This is a genomic window from Vibrio jasicida CAIM 1864 = LMG 25398 (assembly GCF_000400365.1).
GTDB lineage: Bacteria > Pseudomonadota > Gammaproteobacteria > Enterobacterales > Vibrionaceae > Vibrio > Vibrio jasicida.
Genome location: NZ_BAOG01000039.1, coordinates 62,042 through 81,041, shown reverse-complemented (window position 1 = coordinate 81,041; position 19,000 = coordinate 62,042). Strand labels below are relative to the sequence as shown.

The 19,000-nt window shown below is 45.4% G+C and carries 15 protein-coding genes; 4 read left to right on the top strand and 11 right to left on the bottom strand.

From position 1 onward, the window contains the following. The first annotated feature begins 314 nt into the window (after window positions 1–314). Window positions 315–1,310 (top strand): catabolite repressor/activator, encoded by a 996-nt coding sequence (cra, locus tag VJL_RS11300; RefSeq protein WP_038877964.1) that lies wholly within the window; start codon window positions 315–317, stop codon window positions 1,308–1,310. Here cra and VJL_RS11295 read toward each other — a convergent pair. Beyond that, on the bottom strand, window positions 1,300–2,253 hold the full coding sequence (locus VJL_RS11295) for an endonuclease/exonuclease/phosphatase family protein (RefSeq protein ID WP_038877962.1): 954 nt from the start codon (window positions 2,251–2,253) through the stop codon (window positions 1,300–1,302). The two genes, cra and VJL_RS11295, sit on opposite strands and share 11 nt — an antisense overlap. A gap of 126 nt (window positions 2,254–2,379) precedes the next feature. Between VJL_RS11295 and VJL_RS11290 the strand changes: the two genes are divergently transcribed. Next, entirely contained in the window at window positions 2,380–2,919 is a 540-nt protein-coding gene (locus VJL_RS11290) for an RNA-binding S4 domain-containing protein (RefSeq protein WP_038870841.1), read from the top strand. Between the two features lie 107 nt (window positions 2,920–3,026). Here VJL_RS11290 and VJL_RS11285 read toward each other — a convergent pair whose 3' ends face one another. The 7 genes from VJL_RS11285 to VJL_RS11255 form a co-directional block, all read right to left on the bottom strand. Then, window positions 3,027–3,845 carry an EAL domain-containing protein gene (locus VJL_RS11285; protein WP_038877960.1) on the bottom strand — a complete coding sequence of 273 codons (819 nt, stop codon included), beginning with the start codon at window positions 3,843–3,845 and terminating at the stop codon, window positions 3,027–3,029. A gap of 93 nt (window positions 3,846–3,938) precedes the next feature. Continuing rightward, entirely contained in the window at window positions 3,939–4,859 is a 921-nt protein-coding gene (locus tag VJL_RS11280) for an amino acid ABC transporter permease (RefSeq protein ID WP_038877958.1), read from the bottom strand. A 76-nt stretch (window positions 4,860–4,935) separates the two neighbouring features. Next, the gene (locus VJL_RS11275) at window positions 4,936–5,754 is read right to left on the bottom strand and encodes a transporter substrate-binding domain-containing protein (RefSeq protein WP_038877956.1); all 819 of its coding nucleotides are present in this window, start codon (window positions 5,752–5,754) and stop codon (window positions 4,936–4,938) included. A 9-nt stretch (window positions 5,755–5,763) separates the two neighbouring features. Further along, window positions 5,764–6,561, bottom strand: a complete 798-nt coding sequence (locus tag VJL_RS11270; protein ID WP_038877954.1) for an amino acid ABC transporter permease — start codon at window positions 6,559–6,561, stop codon at window positions 5,764–5,766. A gap of 4 nt (window positions 6,562–6,565) precedes the next feature. Further along, complete coding sequence (locus VJL_RS11265) at window positions 6,566–7,300, bottom strand: amino acid ABC transporter ATP-binding protein (protein ID WP_038870914.1); 735 nt, start codon at window positions 7,298–7,300, stop codon at window positions 6,566–6,568. 135 nt (window positions 7,301–7,435) lie between these two features. Next, window positions 7,436–8,074, bottom strand: a complete 639-nt coding sequence (locus VJL_RS11260) for a lysoplasmalogenase (RefSeq protein ID WP_038877952.1) — start codon at window positions 8,072–8,074, stop codon at window positions 7,436–7,438. 266 nt (window positions 8,075–8,340) lie between these two features. Further along, window positions 8,341–9,489, bottom strand: a complete 1,149-nt coding sequence (locus tag VJL_RS11255; RefSeq protein ID WP_038877950.1) for an iron-containing alcohol dehydrogenase — start codon at window positions 9,487–9,489, stop codon at window positions 8,341–8,343. 181 nt (window positions 9,490–9,670) lie between these two features. Here VJL_RS11255 and VJL_RS11250 point away from each other — a divergent pair, with 181 nt between their 5' ends. Continuing rightward, window positions 9,671–10,552 carry an AraC family transcriptional regulator gene (locus VJL_RS11250; protein WP_038877948.1) on the top strand — a complete coding sequence of 294 codons (882 nt, stop codon included), beginning with the start codon at window positions 9,671–9,673 and terminating at the stop codon, window positions 10,550–10,552. Between the two features lie 278 nt (window positions 10,553–10,830). Then, complete coding sequence (locus VJL_RS11245; RefSeq protein ID WP_038877947.1) at window positions 10,831–13,992, top strand: chitinase C-terminal domain-containing protein; 3,162 nt, start codon at window positions 10,831–10,833, stop codon at window positions 13,990–13,992. Window positions 13,993–14,081: 89 nt separating this feature from the next. Here VJL_RS11245 and glgC read toward each other — a convergent pair whose 3' ends face one another. The 3 genes from glgC to VJL_RS11230 all read right to left on the bottom strand — a co-directional run bounded on the left by glgC (window position 14,082) and on the right by VJL_RS11230 (window position 18,942). Beyond that, window positions 14,082–15,338, bottom strand: a complete 1,257-nt coding sequence (gene glgC / locus VJL_RS11240) for a glucose-1-phosphate adenylyltransferase (protein ID WP_152436642.1) — start codon at window positions 15,336–15,338, stop codon at window positions 14,082–14,084. A 313-nt stretch (window positions 15,339–15,651) separates the two neighbouring features. Further along, a complete protein-coding gene (locus VJL_RS11235) occupies window positions 15,652–17,400 on the bottom strand; it encodes a formate--tetrahydrofolate ligase (RefSeq protein WP_038877944.1) in 1,749 nt (582 codons plus the stop codon). A gap of 237 nt (window positions 17,401–17,637) precedes the next feature. Further along, window positions 17,638–18,942 (bottom strand): inosine/guanosine kinase, encoded by a 1,305-nt coding sequence (locus tag VJL_RS11230; protein WP_038877942.1) that lies wholly within the window; start codon window positions 18,940–18,942, stop codon window positions 17,638–17,640. Window positions 18,943–19,000: the final 58 nt, after the last annotated feature.

Below are 19,000 nucleotides of genomic sequence, written 5' to 3'. Positions count from 1 at the left end.
TCTCTATGTGAGACGGTTTTGCTTAACAACAATTTACTGAACAAAAGAAACTGAATCGATTCAGCTTTTGGTCAAATTTTTTAAAACACTCAGCGAAACTGTTTCTAAAATCGAAACTTAACCACTCATGGCTTTATGCTTTTAAAGCCTAGCAAAGGGAGCCTGTATTGCGTGATTTTGGTGACTCTCGTCAATTTTTGAGTTTTGCTGAATCCTTTCAGCTTTTATACTGAATCGGTTCAGCATATAATTCAACTTATCGAAGGATCGTTGATGTATTAATATGATCCCGCGCACAGAACAGGGCTTAGAATATGACACTGGATGAAATAGCAAAATTAGCTGGGGTTTCGAAGACCACGGCAAGCTATGTGATTAACGGAAAAGCGCAGAAATACCGCATCAGCGAAAAGACTCAAAAGAAAGTCATGGCGGTGGTTGAGCAGTACAATTACAAACCGGATCACGCCGCATCTTCTTTAAGAGCGGGCAACTCCCGTTCGTTCGGTTTGATCATTCCAGATTTAGAGAACACCAGTTACGCGCGTTTAGCAAAACTGATTGAACAGAACTCGCGTAAAGCGGGCTACCAAATTTTGATCGGCTGTTCTGATGATGATCCGCAAACGGAGCAAAAGGTTGCGGAGGCGCTCGTGAGTCGTCGTATTGATGCGCTATTCGTCGCGAGCAGTATGCCAGCAGCGAGCGAGTATTATCTCAAACTACAAAACTCCGGTACGCCCGTTATCGCACTTGACCGTCCTATGGATGATGAACACTTTTGTTGTGTGATCAGTGAAGATTTTGATGCGGCGTTTGAGCTTACAGAATCAGTATTGTCGCCTGAGATTGAGTCCATCGGCCTGATTGGCGCATTAGAAGAACTGCAAGTCTCTAAAGAGCGTGAACTGGGTTTCCGTTCTGCATGCCAGCAAAAAGGTAACGAGGCATTAGTAGGTTATGGTCAGCACTTCTCTCGTGAAGAAGGCAAGAAGGTGTTAGAAGGGTGGATCGAAAAGGGCAAGCTGCCAGATGCTATGGTGACCATGTCTTACACCTTATTAGAAGGCGTGTTGGATGTGATGTTGGAAAAGCCAGAGTTGATGGGCAAAGTACGTTTGGCCACCTTTGGTGATAACCGTTTGCTCGATTTTCTTCCAATCAAAATCAACTCGCTCCCACAGCAGTTTGAGCTGATCGCCGACAGCGCAATGGAGTTGGCGCTTAATGCTTCAGCTAAGCGCTATAAAGCAGGAGTGGAGTTGATTCCGCGTAAGATTGTAAAGCGCCACACCGACGCTAAAGCTTAATTTCTACCGTCAGCGCCACAAATGCGTGGTCGCTGGCGTTTTTATCTCTCTCAAAAGACGGATTGATTAGGTGCGCATCGTGCACTTGGTAGCTCGTGACTTCCGCGATTGATACATCTTCATGAGAATCGAACTCTTGCGACAACAGTATGTAATCCAACACGTTTCCTTTCGCAAAGTGATAATGCGTTGCTGGTCGTGACTCCAATGAGGGCGTTACTTGCAATTCCCATCCGTCATTGAGTCGCAAATCAGTGACGCTGTCACCATATTGTTCAACCAACGCCTTGTTCACACTGGCATCAGTGATGGGTTGGTTCATGTCGCCCATTAATACCGTTGGCATCGGGCTACTCGCATAGTGCTTTTGCATGGCATCACGCAACATTGCCGCTTCCCAGCCACGTTGTTGAGTTGAGAGCCAACGGGCTATTGGTCTGCTTGCCTGTTCGGGGGCTTCTGTGTCCGCAGGGCGTTGAGATTTTAAATGCGTCACATAAACCGTAATGTGGCCGATAACGGGATGCACAATGCTCGCTCTAACCGGTTTTCGACTGAAAGGGGGCGCGGTGAGGTCGCCAAAGGCAGCGAGTGTTTCTTTGTCGAACGTAACTGCTTCATAATGTTCAATCGGAAAACGCGAAGCGACGGCGACAACAGGACGCGAGTAGATATAATCGCCTTCGACATGTGGCGTATCGACACAGGCAAAGTGTTCGTAACCGATCTCAGCAAAGAAGTTTTTGGTTTCTTCAATGCTGAACACTTCTTGCAAGCCGATGATGTCAGGATTGAGCTGTTCGATTTGTGATTTTGTCCAAGCGAGCTTGTCTTGCCATTGTTCTGTCGAGTAGATGTTCTCGAAATCATAATAGGCATTGGGTGGGGCGATAAAGTTAAATAGATTCGCGGTTGCGAAGGTGATTTGGCTCGTTTTAGACAAAATGACGCTCGTTCAAGGAGTTATTGGGTGAGTATATACCCAAATAGCAGAGATGAGTGAAGATCACGTTTCTATTTGTACGCATTCCGTTTAAACTCCGTTCATCAAGATTAATGAGTACCGAACATGACCCAAGATTACGAAAACGAAGAGTATTTAGAAGGCGAAGAAATTGAAATCGAAGCGATTGGCATCGACGTCGACGCGCACCCAATTGAACTGTATAAGCTTTTTAAAATCGCAAACTTGGTGAGTGGCGGTGGTGAAGCAAAACACATCATCGAAGAAGGTTACGTTGCGGTAAATGGTGAATTAGAAACGCGCAAGCGTCGCAAAATGTACGATGGTGATTTTTTCGAGTTCAACCAAGAATATTATGTTGTTGTCTGTGACGCGCCAGTAACTGAACCTGAATCTGCTGAAGAAAAAGCAGAGAAAAAGGCGAAGAAAGAAGCACAAGCGGCTCGCAAAGAAAAGTCTCGTTCGAAAAAGAACGACAAAGCGAACGTTAAAGGGCCTAAATCAACAGGCCGTAAAGCCGCGCACAAAGAGCGTAAAGCACAGAAAGAAGCCTTATCTCAATCGGCTAAGAAAGGCAAAAAAGAAGATAAGCCTAAAGCGACTCGCGATCCGAACAGCGGCCGTAACTCAATCGACTTCTTTTAATTGATGTTGGTTTGATTCGATAGATTCGAATAACTAAAAAGCGCCGACTTAGTGTGACTAAGTCGGCGCTTTTTATTTGTAGAGTGGGCGAGGATGCTCGTATGAGCTCAATGCAGAAGCTTATTACTATTAACCTGATTCGTCCAATGGTGGATTGCGTTAGGCTTGCCGAGGTAAAAACCTTGGTAATAATCTAAGTCTAATCGTTGCATGGCGGAAAGCTGAATGTTTTCCTCTACACCTTCTATCACGACTTTCGCATTCATCTCTTCAGCCAGTTCTACTGCGTTTGCAATCGCCAGCGTATCACCTGAACAATAATCGAGAAGGTAAGAACGGTCTATCTTGATGATGTCGGGGCAAAGATGTTTAACGCGAGACATGTTTGAATGGTGAGAGCCAAAGTCGTCAATAGCGAACAAGAAGCCATTCGTCCTCATCAATTGGACGGCTTCTATCAAAAGCTCAGTGTCACCACAAGATTCTTCAACTACTTCAAATACGACGTCAGAGGGGTGCATTCCAAGCTCCTCTAAGCGTTTGTAGAGAAGGCCGTTATCTTTGAAACCCATATCTTTAGTTAGGGTAAGCAGCGTTTGAGGCATGACATTAAGAAATAACTTAATTGTTGAACCTGCGAAGTGCTTGGCAAAGTTACGAATATGAATAGCACGAGATAAAAACTCGATACATAGACGAAAGTAGGTATTAATACTTGCATCAGCAAAGAACAGGTCTGGCCGAATGTTAGTGCCGTCTACACCACGAATGCGGAGTAGGGCTTCCATACCGATTATGTTTCTATGCTTATCGAAGATAGGTTGATAAACACTGTAAAACGTATATTGGTTGAGCACGACATAGTATTCACCAAGACTGTCCTGTCTTATGTACTGCTCGTAGTCGGACTGCTGCTTTAACTCCATGAAAAACGCCAAAAAACTAGCATGGCAATGACTGTAACAGGATGGAGTTCCGATTTGAAGGCTTACAAAGTCTTAAATATGAGGGCTTTTAAGTTAATTTGAAATAGATTCCGATTTTTTCTCTATGTATCTAAAAATCATTGATAGACCGAAACAAATCAGAAAGTAAACGAAGCCGACGATTAACCAAATTTCGAAAATGTAGCCTGATGAATTGGCCATCTCTGTGCCGACAAAGGTCATTTCTTGAATCGAGATCAGCGAAACGATAGAAGTGTCTTTAACCAGTGAAATGGTTTGTCCGGCGAGGGCAGGTGTAATTGCTTTGAGTACTTGTGGGGCAATTACAAAACGGTATTTGACCCAGCGAGATAAGCCGAGTGAATCTGCAGCTTCCCACTGGCCTTTATCCACGCTTTGCAAACCAGCGCGAACCACTTCAGCAATATAAGCCGAAGACAGTAAGCCGACACAAAGCACACCAGAGGCCAAGTTTTCCCATAGGTTTGGTGGACCAAATAAGAAGTTCTGCAGTGCATTTGTATCTCCGCGATAGTTGCGCAGAAGATCTTCTAACCCAAGTAATGGGATTAACTGGTTCGAGATGAAAAAATAGAAGATGAATACGAATACCAAAGGTGGAATGTTTCGTACCAATTGAATAAAAGCGTTGGCAGGTGTGCGTAGCCAAGCTGAGGCTGAGAATCGAGCTAAACCAAGTAGAGTGCCCAATACGAGAGCAAAGGTTATGCCCCAAAGGCTTAAGCGCAGCGTTGAGATTAGGCCTTGGAAGAAATACGGCAAGCCGCCGTCAGCTCTTGGGGTGAATATGAGGTCAATGGCTTCTTTCCAATGCCAGATGTAGTTTACGCCAACGGTAGAACGATGATAGAGCCAAACCCCAGCCAACGCGCAGATGGCAAGCAGTACCCAATCGAGTAGGTTAAAACGACTTAAGAAAAAGCCTGATTTTGCTTTGGTTGGTGCAACGCGAGTGGTGGTTTGTCCGCTCAAAGTTTGACTCCGATAGTAGAGAAGAAAACTGACCCGAAGTACGAGTCGGTGTTGTTAATTCGTGCGATGATTAAGGTTATTGACCTTGTGCCACCTGGTCTTGCCAATCTAGCGTTGAGAACCAGTATTCGTAGCGCTCATCTAACCAACCATCCTGTGTGCGAGCTTCAATCCACTTGTTAAAGAAGGCTTTTTTGTCTTCTTCTCCTAGGCGAACCGCAAAGGCTTCGTTACCTTTTGATAAGCGCTCAGTAAATGGAATAAACAGCTTATCTGCGTGTTTGATCGCTTCATGCTCCGGTTTCGGGCTTGATGCAATGACTGCGTGTGCGTTGCCGTTTAGTACTTCTTGGAATGCTTGAGCATCGTCATCAAACTGAAGGATCTTCGCTTTAGGGAACGTCTCACGCGCTACTTGCACTGTGAACGCGCCACGACGAGCGGCAATTTTTATACGGCGAGAGTCAAAGTCTGAAAACTCACTAAAGCCAGCAGCTAGCTCTTTGCTTGCTGCTACTTGAACGCCTGAGTGAGAATACGGTTCTGTGAACAATACGCTCTTTGAACGTTCTGGCGTAATCGACATGCCACCAATGATTACATCAAACTTCTTAGCAAGAAGAGCTGGGATGATGCCGTCCCACGCTGTCGGTACGAATTCAACTTGTAAGCCTGAATCTGCGGCTAGGCGTTTCGCTACATCGATTTCAAAACCAATTAACTCACCTTGTTTGTTACGCATTGCCCAAGGCACAAATGTCGACATACCAACGCGAAGCGTGCCGCGGTCTTTGATTTGATCAACATTTGGGGTCGCGGCTTCTTCTTTTGCAAGCGAAGGCAAAGCAATCGCAAGCCCCAATAATGCAGTAATGGTCGCTTTGAATAACTTCATGTTATCTCCTTATAATTTGCGCCAACTGGCTCCTAGTTTGTGTTCTAGCCAAGCGGATAGGCCAGAAAGTGATAGTGTAAGAGCAAGGTAGATTGCTGCTACGCTAAACCAGATTTCAAACGGCATGGCCGTTTCCGATACGATGTTTCTCGCTTCGGTCGTTAAGTCAAAGATTGCCATGACGCTGACAATTGAAGAGTTTTTAATAAGAGAAACCACTTCATTCGTCAAAGGTGGCAAGGTGCGTTGCAACACTTGCGGAAGTATGACGTCTTTGTAGGCGAAGAAAGGCGATAAACCTAATGTCTTCGCAGCTTCAAACTGACCTTTTGGAATGCTGTTTAAGCCAGCACGGAAGATCTCGGCGGTATAGGCTCCTTGGAATAAAGACAATGCGAGGACTGCGGTGCTGAATCTATCCAAACCAATGACAGGACCAAAGACGAAGTAGAGTAGATAAATCTGTACCAGTAGCGGCGTATTACGAATAAGTTCGACATACGTCGTTCCAATCGCATTACCAACTTTGGAATCGCTAAGCCTTAAAAGCGCAGTCACCAATCCAATCACTAAAGTGAAGAATAGACTAATCGCAGAAATCTTTAGCGTGACGATAAGTCCTTCGATTAATTCTGCCGGCCACCACTCACCATCTTCGTAGAAGGCGATATAGTCAGGTACACGTTCCCACTGCCATTGATACCCCATTGCTTGAGCACCAGAATCTAATACCCATGCGATAGCGATGAGAAGGACAGTGATTTGTAGTAACGCTTGAAGGACAGGTTTGAAGATTCTATAGACCATGTGTTTAGTAACTCAGAATCTGATTTAAGAATGCCTGCGTCCGAGGGTGCTGCGGTGTCTCAAAAAGTGCCACAGGGGAGTTCATCTCGATGATTTCACCTTCATCCATAAAGACCACTCGATTGGCGACCTTTTTGGCGAATCCCATTTCGTGCGTTACACAAATCATGGTCATGCCACTTTGTGCTAACTCCACCATCACGTCCAACACTTCGTTGATCATTTCAGGATCGAGCGCCGAAGTCGGCTCGTCAAACAGCAGTAAATCTGGTTCCATACAGAGCGAGCGTGCGATAGCCACACGCTGCTGTTGACCACCGGACAGTTGGATTGGGTATTTGTTGGCTTGTTCTTCGATGTTAACGCGCTTGAGATAATGAATTGCACGTTTTTCCGCTTCTTGCTTAGAAAGCTTTAGCGTGCGGATAGGGGCAAGAGTGAGGTTTTCTAACACCGTGAGATGTGGAAACAGGTGAAAGTGCTGAAATACCATGCCGACTTTACCCGGTTTTTGTGCTTTAGAATTGGCAGGGTGTTCGAAGACGCTGAGCTCACCTTCTTGGATGGATTCTAAGTGGTTGATGCAACGGATTAGCGTGGATTTTCCTGAGCCAGAAGGGCCGCAAACAACAACGATTTCACCGGTATGTACTGAAAAATTAATGTCTTTGAGGGCGTGATATTCACCATACCACTTGTTTACGCCGCTGAACTCAACAACGATATTTTTCTCTTTCAAGGCTGCCAACTTTTAGAATAAATTTCTTTCTACAATAACAAGTTATTAACCGTATTGCACCTGTTAATCAAGCATAAACTGTCCAACTGGTGAGCAAATAACTCGTGATAAAACTAATCAACAATATAGTCAGTTTTAGAGAAAACGGATCACAATTGCGAAGACAGACATCGTGATAAGAAACTGTGCAGAGTAGTAGGTTGTCATCACCACTTGGCGCGAAAATACCGATGTACTGCCAAATCGTTCGAAGGCAAGGACAACTCCGGACATAGTGAAGATGAAACTGCCGAGAACCGCGAAGGCCGATGATTGGGTCTTTCCACTGGCGTAGTACTCCATCGCCATCCATAGCATTGTCATCAAAACAAAGATATAGCTAGCTACCGACCACTTTTCTTTCCCCAAATCGGGTTTAAAGAAGAAATAGGCACAGACGCCTACGCCAAATACGGCAAATGGCAACCAAGGTGTGAAGTGCCATGCTGCCATATTGATGAAGCCCAAAGCGTAACTAATTTGGGCAAGACAAAACAGTTTAATGCCCGCAACAAATTTGTCTTTTGGGTGCATTAAGATTAGGTCACCCATGAGTGACAATGAGAGACCGCCAATGATCCACTGGGTGTAGGGGAGGTGGCTTGCCGGAGACAGCATTAGCATCCCAATCATTGCTGTGATGGGTAGCGGTTTGGTCAAAAAGAATAACCACTTAGGGCCAGTCTTGATACTGATGATATGTATGAGCGCGCAAGCTACGACAATCAGCCACATACGAATAACTCTTGAATAGACGACTAAACGCTCATCTTTTTATGAGCAAGCTAAAAAATGACACTTCGAATAGTAAGCACTTGGTTTGTTTTGGTCATCGGCTTACATAACAACATCGAACCATCGCTTATTTGTTAGTTTTCTAGCAGAAAAGTTCAATATTTATCGAGTTGTCAATGTTGCGCTAAATTAACATAAAAAAACGGCATTGTGTCCGTGTAGACACAATGCCGTCAAAAAAGGCAGTAATTTAATAGATCGAGTCGTTATGCAACGGCAAGTTCTAGAATTTTACGGCTGTTTTCTAGGTCGATTGCTTGGTTTTCGCCAAGAACCGTCATGCCGTGTTTGTTCAGTTGATCAATCACAGCATCGATAGCTGCTTGACGGTCATCACCGTAACCTTCAAGTTGAGTCGCGACTTCTAGCTGGTGGTAGAAAGCTTCAATCGATTGGATTGTGCGTTCTGCCAAATCTTCACCTTCTGCTAAGCCAAATACGTTACGACCCATTTGCTCAAGCTTAGGACGTTTGAATTCCATTTGGTTACGAAGTAGAGATGGTTGAATGATCGCTAGTGAACGAGCGTGGTCTACGTGCCATAGTGCAGTCAGCTCGTGGCCAATCATATGCGTTGCCCAATCTTGAGGAACGCCGCTACCGATTAGACCGTTCAATGCTTGGTTTGCTGTCCACATTAGGTTCGCACGCCATTGGTCGTTATCACGTTCTGCGAATTGATCACCCAATACTTTTAGGTTTTTAAGTAGCGCTTCTGCGTAACCGTCTTGAACCATTGCGCCAGTTGGCAGCGTTAGGTATTGCTCACATACGTGTACCCATGCATCAACTAGGCCGTTGATAAGCTGACGCTCTGGTAGAGTTTTCATTACGTCTGGGTCAAGCACAGCAAATTTTGGCTGAACAGCAGGCGCTAGAAATGCCAATTTGTCTTGGGTTTCTTTCTTAGTGATTACTGCGCCCATGTTTGACTCAGAACCTGTTGCAGGCAAAGTAAGAATCGCAGCAAGCGGCGTTGCTTCTGTTACTTGATGTTTGCCTACCATGATGTCCCAACCGTCACCGTCGTACTTAGCCGCTGCTGCAACATATTTAGAACCATCAATTACGGAGCCACCACCAACAGCAAGAATAAAATCAACATTCTGCTCTTTAACGGTCGCTACCGCTTTATCCAAGGTTTCTTTCGTTGGGTTTGGCTCTACGCCAGAGAATTCAAGCCACTCGCGACCTTCAAGTGCTTGTGCAACTTGGTCGTACACGCCGTTCTTTTTAATAGAACCGCCACCGTAGATAACCAGTACTTTTTGGTCTGCAGGGATTGCATCTTTGATTGCGGCAATTTGGCCTTGGCCAAAGAAGATTTTAGTAGGGTTGACGTATGAAAAGTTCATTATTAGACCTCTTGCTTCCAATGTGAGGATGGTTAATACATGCATATTAGTATGCGTTAATGGCGCTGAGTAGACCGATTTCTGCAAATTTATTGCCTATTTCTACAAATATACCGTTCTTGTGCTGGAACTGTAATCGGAACTCCAAGTATAGTGCGTGCATAACTATTGGAGTGACAAGATGAAGACACTTGCTGAGATCATGCAGCAGTACGCCACTAAATATGGTTTAGATGATTTAGAAGGCATTAAAGAAACCGCCATTGATGGTGTGTGGTTTTATCGCAGTAGCAAAGGCAATAATCGTCAACCTTTTGTTTATCAATCAGGGATTATTGTTTTAGGGCAAGGTTACAAGAATATTCATATTGGCCAAACGCCAGTACGTTATGGCCCTGACGATTATTTGGTTGTAGGGGTGCCTATGCCACTTGAGTGCGAAGCAATTTCTGTTAACGACGAGCCTTTGTTGGGTATTTCCATTGATATTTCTCCCGCCATGCTTCAAAAGTTGGTCAAAAAACTGGAGTCGCAACACTTTAGTAATACTTGTGAGGACGCTGCTCGTTGTGGGTTGAAATCGGTTCGTATGAACGATCTAATGCTGGATGCGTGCAAACGTCTAATGACGGCATTGTGCAACGATCTTGAAGTCGCAATGCTTGGCGACATGCTTCTAGAAGAGATCGTCTACCGTACTTTGGTGAGTGAATCCGGCCATGTTCTTTTTGAGCTCGCACATCAAGAGGGGTCGTATGCGAGGGTTGCAAAAGCATTAAACCGCGTTCATCAGGAATACCATGAACAACTCAATGTACAAACGTTGGCTGAAGAGGCGAACATGAGTGTATCCGCGTTTCACCAAGCGTTCAGGAGTGTGACTTTGGAGTCACCGTTGCAATACATCAAAAAGGTGCGTTTGAATAAAGCTCGTGAATTGATTCAGCTTGAAGGAAGAAGAGTGAATGACGCCGCGAGACAAGTGGGCTATAGCAGTCCTTCTCAGTTTAGTCGTGAGTACAAGCGGCACTTTAACGAAACGCCAAGATCAACAAAGGCTTAGTGATCTATATTTCAAAATTAGGACTTTTTTTGTGTTTTTTAATTATTTGCGATCGATATATTTATTTGAGTAATAAAATTAGTTATCGGTGCAAAATAAGATGTCATTCGTTGCAAGGTTTTAGTGGATTCTTGAGAGGTGTTGCTGAAAATCTATAAATTCTTAGTGTGAAACTCTGTACTTGTACTTAAGTTATTTTACGTCGAAACAAAAGTAATGATGCGCAGTATTTAAAGCGTATTTTGTATTGTACTAACAATAACTTAAGGAAGAGCAATATGCACCTTAGAAACGGGAAAGCAGTAAAGAGTGTATTTACACTCAGTACGTTAACTGCATCTTGTCTAATGGCCTTCAACAGCTATGCAGCCGTTGATTGTACGCCGTTAGCGGCTTGGGATTCGTCAAAGGTTTACAACGGCGGTGACCAAGTTCAACACGAAAACAGCGCATACAAAGCGCGCTACTGGACGCAAAACAACAACCCTGCACAGTCCGGTCAATGGGGGGAGTGGGAAAACCTTGGCGCTTGTGATGGTGGCCCAATTGACCCACCAGTGAATGAAGTTCCGACAGTTTCATTAACTTCACCTTCTGCGTCGGCTTCAATTACAGCAGGTGATGTTGTTACTCTTGCTGCGGATGCGGCAGATACGGATGGAACCATCAGTAAAGTTGAATTCTTTGTTGATGGCGCTCTAGTGGGTACGTCAACTGCAGCACCTTTCACAGCATCATGGACGGCGACTGAAGGCGCGCATGAATTCTCAACGAAAGCTTACGATGATAAAAACGCAGTGAGTGCTGCAAGTGCTGTAACCCTCACTGTTAATGCCGGTCAGCCTGGTAATGAAGCACCAACCGTTGACGTAGCGCTCTCTGCAACGACTGTGGATCTTGGTGGTACGGTAACGGTGACTGCAAATGCAGCTGATGCTGACGGTGCGGTTGCGAAAGTGGAATTCTTCGCAGCAGGTACGCTGATTGGTACAGCAACTGCTGCTCCTTATTCGGTTGACTTTACTGCAGCAACGGCAGGCAACATCTCAATTTACGCGAAAGCGACAGACGATGCTGGTGCGACTACAGACTCTTCTCTTGTATCGTTAGTGGTTAATGGCGGTGCGGTTACTTCAAACTGTCGTCCAGATGGTCTGTATCAAACGGCAGGTGTCGACGTTCCTTACTGTACTATTTACGATGAAGATGGTCGTGAATTAATGGGTACAGATCACCCGCGTCGTGTTATCGGTTACTTCACAAGCTGGCGTAGTGGGGATGACCCGCAAGCTGCATACTTAGTGAAAGACATTCCTTGGGATCAGCTAACACACATTAATTACGCGTTCGTGAGCATTGGCTCAGACGGTAAAGTGAATGTGGGCGATGTAACAGATCCAACTAACCCAGCAACAGGTAAAACATGGCCAGGTGTTGAAGTTGACCCAGAACTGGGCTTTAAAGGTCACTTCGGTGCACTTGCAACTTATAAGCAAAAACACGATGTTAAGACGCTAATTTCAATTGGTGGTTGGGCTGAAACCGGCGGTCACTTCGGTGCTGATGGTAATCGTGTTGCTGACGGTGGTTTCTACACCATGACGACCAATGCTGATGGCTCTATCAACCATGCTGGTATCGAGAAGTTTGCAACGTCTGCCGTTGAAATGATGCGTACCTACAAGTTTGACGGTCTAGATATCGACTACGAGTACCCAACGTCAATGGCGGGTGCTGGTAACCCTTACGATAAAGACTTCATGGAACCACGTCGTGCTTACTTATGGGCATCTTACCAAGAGCTGATGAAAGTTCTACGTGAGAAACTAGATGCGGCTTCTTCGCAAGACGGCATCCACTACATGCTAACAATCGCGGCGCCTTCTTCTGGTTACTTACTGCGCGGTATGGAAACGTTCGACGTTACTAAGTACCTCGATTACGTAAACATCATGACCTACGACTTGCACGGTGCTTGGAATGATCACGTTGGTCACAACGCTGCCTTGTACGACACTGGTAAAGATTCTGAGTTGGCACAGTGGAACGTATACGGCACGGCGGCATACGGTGGTATCGGTTACTTGAATACTGACTGGGCGTATCACTACTTCCGTGGTTCTATGCCAGCAGGTCGAATTAACATCGGTGTTCCTTACTACACTCGTGGTTGGCAAGGTGTAACAGGTGGTGATAATGGCCTATGGGGCCGAGCAGCACTTCCTAACCAATCTGAATGTGCTCCTGGCACTGGTGAAGGTGAGAAGAACAATTGTGGTCACGGCGCTATCGGTATCGATAACATGTGGCATGACACTGACCCTAAAGGCAACGAAATGGGTGCAGGTTCTAACCCAATGTGGCATGCGAAGAACCTAGAGAAAGGTATTTGGGGTTCTTACGCTCAAGCTTACGGCCTAGACCCTGTGAACGATCCAACGGACAAGTTTGTTGGTTCTTACACTCGTCACTATGATGATGTTGCGGTTGCACCATGGCTATGGAATGCTGAGAAGAGCGTTTTCCTATCGACAGAAGATAAAGCGTCTGTACAAGTGAAAGCGGACTACGTTATCGACAAAGAAATCGGTGGCATTATGTTCTGGGAACTGGCAGGTGACTACAACTGTTATGTACTAGACGCAAATGGCAACCGTACTGCAATCGACGCTACAGAACAGGCTTGTGCGGCGGGCAATGGTGAGTACCACATGGGTAACACTATGACTAAAGCGATTTACGACAAGTTTAAGTCTGCAACGCCTTACGGTAACAAGATCGCAACTGGTGCAATCCCAACCGAAGCAGTAGACATTGCAGTGAGTGTTGGTGGTTTCAAAGTTGGTGACCAAAACTACCCAATCAACCCTAAGATCACGTTCACCAACAACACGGGTCAAGCTATCCCTGGTGGTACGGAATTCCAATTCGATATTCCTGTATCTGCTCCGGATAACGCGAAAGATCAGTCTGGCGGCGGTCTAAGTGTGATTGCTTCTGGCCATACTCGTGCGAACAACATTGGTGGTTTGGATGGTGTAATGCACCGCGTATCTTTCTCGCTACCAGCATGGAAAGACCTACCTGCGGGCGGCACTTACGAGCTTGATATGGTTTACTACTTACCAATCTCTGGCCCAGCTAACTATACGGTGATTTCTGGCGGTAAAGAGTTTGCGTTTAAGTTTGAGCAACCAGACCTACCAATTGGTGACCTAAACTCTGGTACTGGCGGCGGCGGTGGTACTGAGCCGGGTACTTGTGACACTGCGGGTCTAGTTACTTACCCTGATCTTCCACAAACAGATTGGCAAGGTAACCCAAGCCACGCTAACCAAGGTGATAAAGTGATTCACAATGGTGTGGTGTACCAAGCAAATTGGTGGACAGCATCTGAGCCGGGTAGCGATGGTAGCTGGGCGACAGTATGTAACATCTAATCCGTTTTAATCGGTTATGGAAAAGCGCGCGATGTAAATCGCGCGCTTTTTATTATGGGAGATAAATAGTGTTACCAATGGCGAGTCAGTTAGAATTCATACCCCTCAGGGATAACCACGATGCCTTTTTCCGATACGTGGAATCGCTTTGCATCCTCGATCTTGTTCATACCGATTTGAGTGTGTGGTGGGATGCAAACATGTTTATCGATGATACAACTTACCAGCTGACAACCTTCACCAACTTCGACATCGTCAAAGATAATACTGTCGACTACGGTCGCGCTATCATGGATACGCACATTCGATGCAATAACCGAGTGCTGAACTGAACCGCCTGAGTTGATTACGCCGTTTGCAATGATGGAGTTAATGAAAATACCTTCATTGCCAGTAGCAGAAGAAACGGTTCGTGCTGGTGGAAATTGAGCTTCATAGGTTCGAATGGCCCAATTGGGTTGGTACAAGTTCATCGGTGGAACGGGTTCTAACAAATCCATATTTGCTTCATAGAAAGAGTCAATCGTACCCACGTCGCGCCAATAGCAGTCTTTGTCAACCCGGCCTTTGCTGCCACAAAATTTGTACGCGTAAACCGACTCGGTATCAATGAGCTTAGGAATGATATCTTTACCAAAATCGTGGTTCGACTCTTCGAGTTGCGAGTCTTGTTCGAGAGCGTCTTGCAATGCATCCATATTGAAGATGTAAATTCCCATCGATGCGAGACTCTGTGTCGGATCATCAGGCAGAGTAGGTGGGCTCTCTGGTTTCTCGATGAAAGACTGCACCAAACCACTTTCATTTGTTCCCATCACACCAAAAGCGGTTGCTTCTTCTACAGGAACATCCATACAAGCTACAGTTAGTTTTGCTCCGTTCGATTTATGCTCTTCGAGCATTGCCGCGTAGTCCATTCGATAGATATGGTCACCGGATAGAACGACAACGTACTTGGCATCATTACGGTCGAGAAGCCACATGTTGTGGTAAATAGCGTCCGCAGTGCCTTCGTACCATGCACCACCTTTGCGCATTTGGGGTGGGACAGCGGTAATGTACTCACCAAGTTCGGGATTAAAAACGGACCATCCATCTCTTAAGTGTTTTTGTAATGAATGGGATTTGTATTGAGTGAGAACTAATATCTTTCTTAAACCTGAATGAAGACAATTAGTTAGCGTAAAGTCGATGATTCGGTATTTTCCTCCAAAGGGGACCGCAGGTTTTGCCCTATCATCGGTCAATGGACTGAGTCGAGAACCCATTCCTCCAGCTAAAATTACGGCGAGTGCATCTTGCATAATATTCCCTTTCCCTTGTTCTTCGTGTCCTGAAGCAGCGATAAGCCTGAGGAGTTAGCCAACTGCTTGCGTGCTTATATTTGACGTTATGTAATGCTACATAACGCATTACAAGATTCGAGCCACAGAATTTTTCTAATAGAATCAATGCGCTTTGAACAAAATGGAAGATTGGTTGCACTACATTAGGGAGTTAAGGAATATACCGTGCACTATATTGGTGAAAGGGAGGTGTGGAAGTAGGACCTTGGTGTTGGTTTACACTGTAAAGCTATTTAAAAACAGAGGGTTAAGAGGAATAAATGGAAAAATAGGAGTGTTGAACACTCCCATTCTATTTTTAAATTCGCATACCTTAAGACAGGCCGATAATATTGCCTTGATCATCAAGGTCCAAATTCATAAATGCTGGTTTATCTGGTAAGCCTGGCATGGTCATAACATTACCTGAAAGCGCATAAACAAAGCCAGCGCCTGCGCACAAACGCAGTTCTCGAATTGGTACGCTAAAGCCATTTGGTGCCCCTTTAATGGCAGAGTCGGTTGTGATCGACAATGGTGTCTTAGCAATACAGACCGCTAGGTTATCAAAGCCGAGCGCTTCAAAGTGTGCTAATTGTTTTTTCGCTTGCTCGCTCATGTCGATAGTTGACGCCCCATAACCCGCTTCACACACTGCCATCAATTTTTCTTTTAGAGGCTGCTCTGGCGTGTAAAGGGGACGGAATGATGAGGGCTGCTCACAGGCTTCGACAACATGTTGTGCCAACTCAATCGTGCCTTCACCCCCTTGGCCAAATGCCGTGCTCACGGCCACTTTTACATCCGGATTGAAACGTTTAACCAATGATTTCAACTCATTAAGTTCTTCTAACGAATCTTGAGGGAATTGGTTAATAGCGACGACCGCAGGAATACCATATTTATGGACATTGTTAATATGCCATTTTAGGTTTTCAAATCCTGCTTCTAATGCGGCTTGGTCAGGGTTAAAGATTGAATCCGGAATCGCCATACCTGGGCGAAGATCATAATGACCCGAATTGGCTTTTAGGCCCCGGAGTGTTGCTACGATTACCACACAGTCCGGGGCTCGATTCGCTGCCGAAGCTTTAATATTGCACGCTTTCTCGAAACCCATATCAGAACCAAAACCCGCCTCAGTGACAACGTAACTAGAAAGTTTTAATGCAATTTGATCGGCAATGATAGAGGAGTTGCCATGGGCTATGTTGGCAAAAGGGCCTGCGTGAATCAACGTAGGTACACCTTCCAACGTTTGCATGAGTGTTGGGGCAATGGTGTCTTTTAGTGTGACAGCCATAGCTCCTGCGACTTGTAGATCTTCCGTCGTAATCGGTTTGCCTTCTAAGTTGTAAGCGACAACAATCCGACCTATACGCTGGCGTAAGTCGTTTAAATCTTTTGCAAGCGCGAGTATCGCCATCAGCTCTGAAGCGGCAGAGATATCAAACCCTTCATCACGCTCAAAGCCGTTAATGGTTTTACCTTCTTCGTTCAGACCAATTTTCACCATACGCAGTGCGCGATCGTTATGGTCCATAACACGTTTCCACGTGATACGCTCAACGTCGATTTTAAGCGCAGTTAAACCCGTTCGTGCTTCAAATGCCTCATAGCCTTCTCGTTGTTCATGGTAAAGACGTGCATCCAATGCTGCAGAAGCAAGGTTGTGTGCTGCGGTAACAGCATGAATATCGCCTGTGAGATGAAGATTTAGTTCGTCCATAGGGGCGACTTGAGAGTAACCACCGCCAGCTGCACCACCTTTGACTCCAAAGACTGGCCCCATTGAAGGTTGGCGAATGCATGCCATGACCGATTGGTTAATCTTGGAAAGGCCTTGTGATAAACCAATAGTGGTAACGGTTTTACCTTCACCAAGAGGGGTGGGCGTGATTGCAGTAACCAATACCAATTTACCGTCTTGATTTGTATGAAGGCGTTGAAGGCACTGAGGGTAAACTTTGGCTTTATATTTTCCGTGTGTATCAAATTCGTGCGGTAAAAGGCCTGCGTTTGCGGCAACGGTAGCGATGGAAGATAACGGTGTGTTTCGGCAAATTTCAATATCAGACTGCATGGATACTCCAAAAAAATGGCTAACACGTAGCGAGCAACATTAGCCATCTGAGCTGCGGCCTTGTTGTTGCGCAAACGTTTGCGCGAGAATAATACTGGTAAAAAATAAGGTGTAAAGCAGTTCGTGCGCCTTAGCGTGCTACATCATAACAAAAACCACTAATTACTGCGCTAGATCAAAACAAAAAGGCCACCAAATGGTGACCTTCGCATATTTATTGCTCTAAGTACTTGGTTCTTATCGATCCCAGTAGGTCTCTTCTAGACTATCTTCGCGTTCTGGTAGCGCACGTGATAGACGAGGTGAGTGTTGTGTCAGTACTTCGTAGCTTACGCGGTTTGCGTATTTACAAATTTGCGACAGAGAAGAGTAGGTTAGGCAACGTACTTCGTGTTTCTCTGAGTTTGGCACTTCTTTATTGTGGAATGAGTTAGCTGCCATGTCGTGCAACAGTGCAGAGAGCGCAGCGTCGCCAGCTCCATTCGTGTTTTTAATCTCAAGCGGGCCGCCAAGGTATGGACCAATGTGAGAGTACACTTTCATTGGATTCTGGCAGTCGTCTTTACGCATTGCACGGCTAAACTCAAACCTGTTGAAGTCTTCAATTGAGCCTTCGAGAATATCGTGAGTGGTTTCACGCTTCACTTTTTCATCCGTGTAGCCAGCCATGTAAAGGCCATCTGGACCAGCAGTGCAAAGAACAAGGTCCACCCATTCCAGAGCTTTGTTTGCAGCAGCAAGCGGATCATTCTCACCTGTTAACGCTGCTCCTTCTTCTTCATTCATTGCGACAACTGATACGTTCTCGCGAATGTACTCTTGCCACCATTTAGCATTACCTTCGATAACGTATTTAGTGCCTAAAGTCAGTACCACAGGGACTTCGTGTTTCTTTGCAAACTCGATAGCGCGTTGAACGGCTTGCGGCATCTGGTCTTCTTCTTTACCACGCATTAGGTAAGAAGAAACCACAAGAGCAGAAGCTTTGGTAAATACTTCTTCCGGGATGCTCTCTGGAGAGAGCTTGTTCATATGACCTTCATTGATTGCGAACGTACGTTCACCATCTTGAGTGATCAGTGTGTAACAGCGACCAATCGGACCATCTACGGTTTGTAGGTGGTTCAAGTTCATACGAGAAGAGGTACGGCATAAGTAGCGGTATGCGAATGAACCTACTTGGATGTTTTTAGACATCACACCAAGAAGTACGGATTTACTGTCTGCAAGTACCGAGTAGTTGTGAAGCGTGTTGCCGATTGTGTCACCAGGGTATTGGTGCGTAATCAGGCCTTGTTCAACGAGCTCTTCGTACAGTGCATCAGCTTTACTCTCTTCAAGAACGAGAGAGTGACCTTTACTTAGGTTATATTTTTCTAAAAACGCATCATCTACACGCGCTTCGATATCTACGATGGTTTGACCAACACCGACAACCGTTGGACGGTACAATTTAGGTGCTTGTCGAATTTGGTTTACTAATGGATCTCGAGCGTGAGTTGGGAAGTAGTGTTTAGATTTTCGCTGACCAGGAAACTTCATGCTTGTTCTTGAGTGAGAAAAAAAGAGGCGGGATTGTATCACAAAATTTTGAAAATCG

What these genes read in the sequence shown, in the direction of transcription:
- cra (WP_038877964.1), top strand. Translation starts at nt 315, where the DNA reads ATGACACTGGATGAAATAGCAAAATTAGCTGGGGTTTCGAAGACCACG.
- VJL_RS11290 (WP_038870841.1), top strand. Translation starts at nt 2,380, where the DNA reads ATGACCCAAGATTACGAAAACGAAGAGTATTTAGAAGGCGAAGAAATT.
- VJL_RS11285 (WP_038877960.1), bottom strand. Translation starts at nt 3,845, where the DNA reads ATGGAGTTAAAGCAGCAGTCCGACTACGAGCAGTACATAAGACAGGAC.
- VJL_RS11275 (WP_038877956.1), bottom strand. Translation starts at nt 5,754, where the DNA reads ATGAAGTTATTCAAAGCGACCATTACTGCATTATTGGGGCTTGCGATT.
- VJL_RS11270 (WP_038877954.1), bottom strand. Translation starts at nt 6,561, where the DNA reads ATGGTCTATAGAATCTTCAAACCTGTCCTTCAAGCGTTACTACAAATC.
- VJL_RS11260 (WP_038877952.1), bottom strand. Translation starts at nt 8,074, where the DNA reads ATGTGGCTGATTGTCGTAGCTTGCGCGCTCATACATATCATCAGTATC.
- VJL_RS11255 (WP_038877950.1), bottom strand. Translation starts at nt 9,489, where the DNA reads ATGAACTTTTCATACGTCAACCCTACTAAAATCTTCTTTGGCCAAGGC.
- VJL_RS11250 (WP_038877948.1), top strand. Translation starts at nt 9,671, where the DNA reads ATGAAGACACTTGCTGAGATCATGCAGCAGTACGCCACTAAATATGGT.
- VJL_RS11245 (WP_038877947.1), top strand. Translation starts at nt 10,831, where the DNA reads ATGCACCTTAGAAACGGGAAAGCAGTAAAGAGTGTATTTACACTCAGT.
- VJL_RS11235 (WP_038877944.1), bottom strand. Translation starts at nt 17,400, where the DNA reads ATGCAGTCTGATATTGAAATTTGCCGAAACACACCGTTATCTTCCATC.
- VJL_RS11230 (WP_038877942.1), bottom strand. Translation starts at nt 18,942, where the DNA reads ATGAAGTTTCCTGGTCAGCGAAAATCTAAACACTACTTCCCAACTCAC.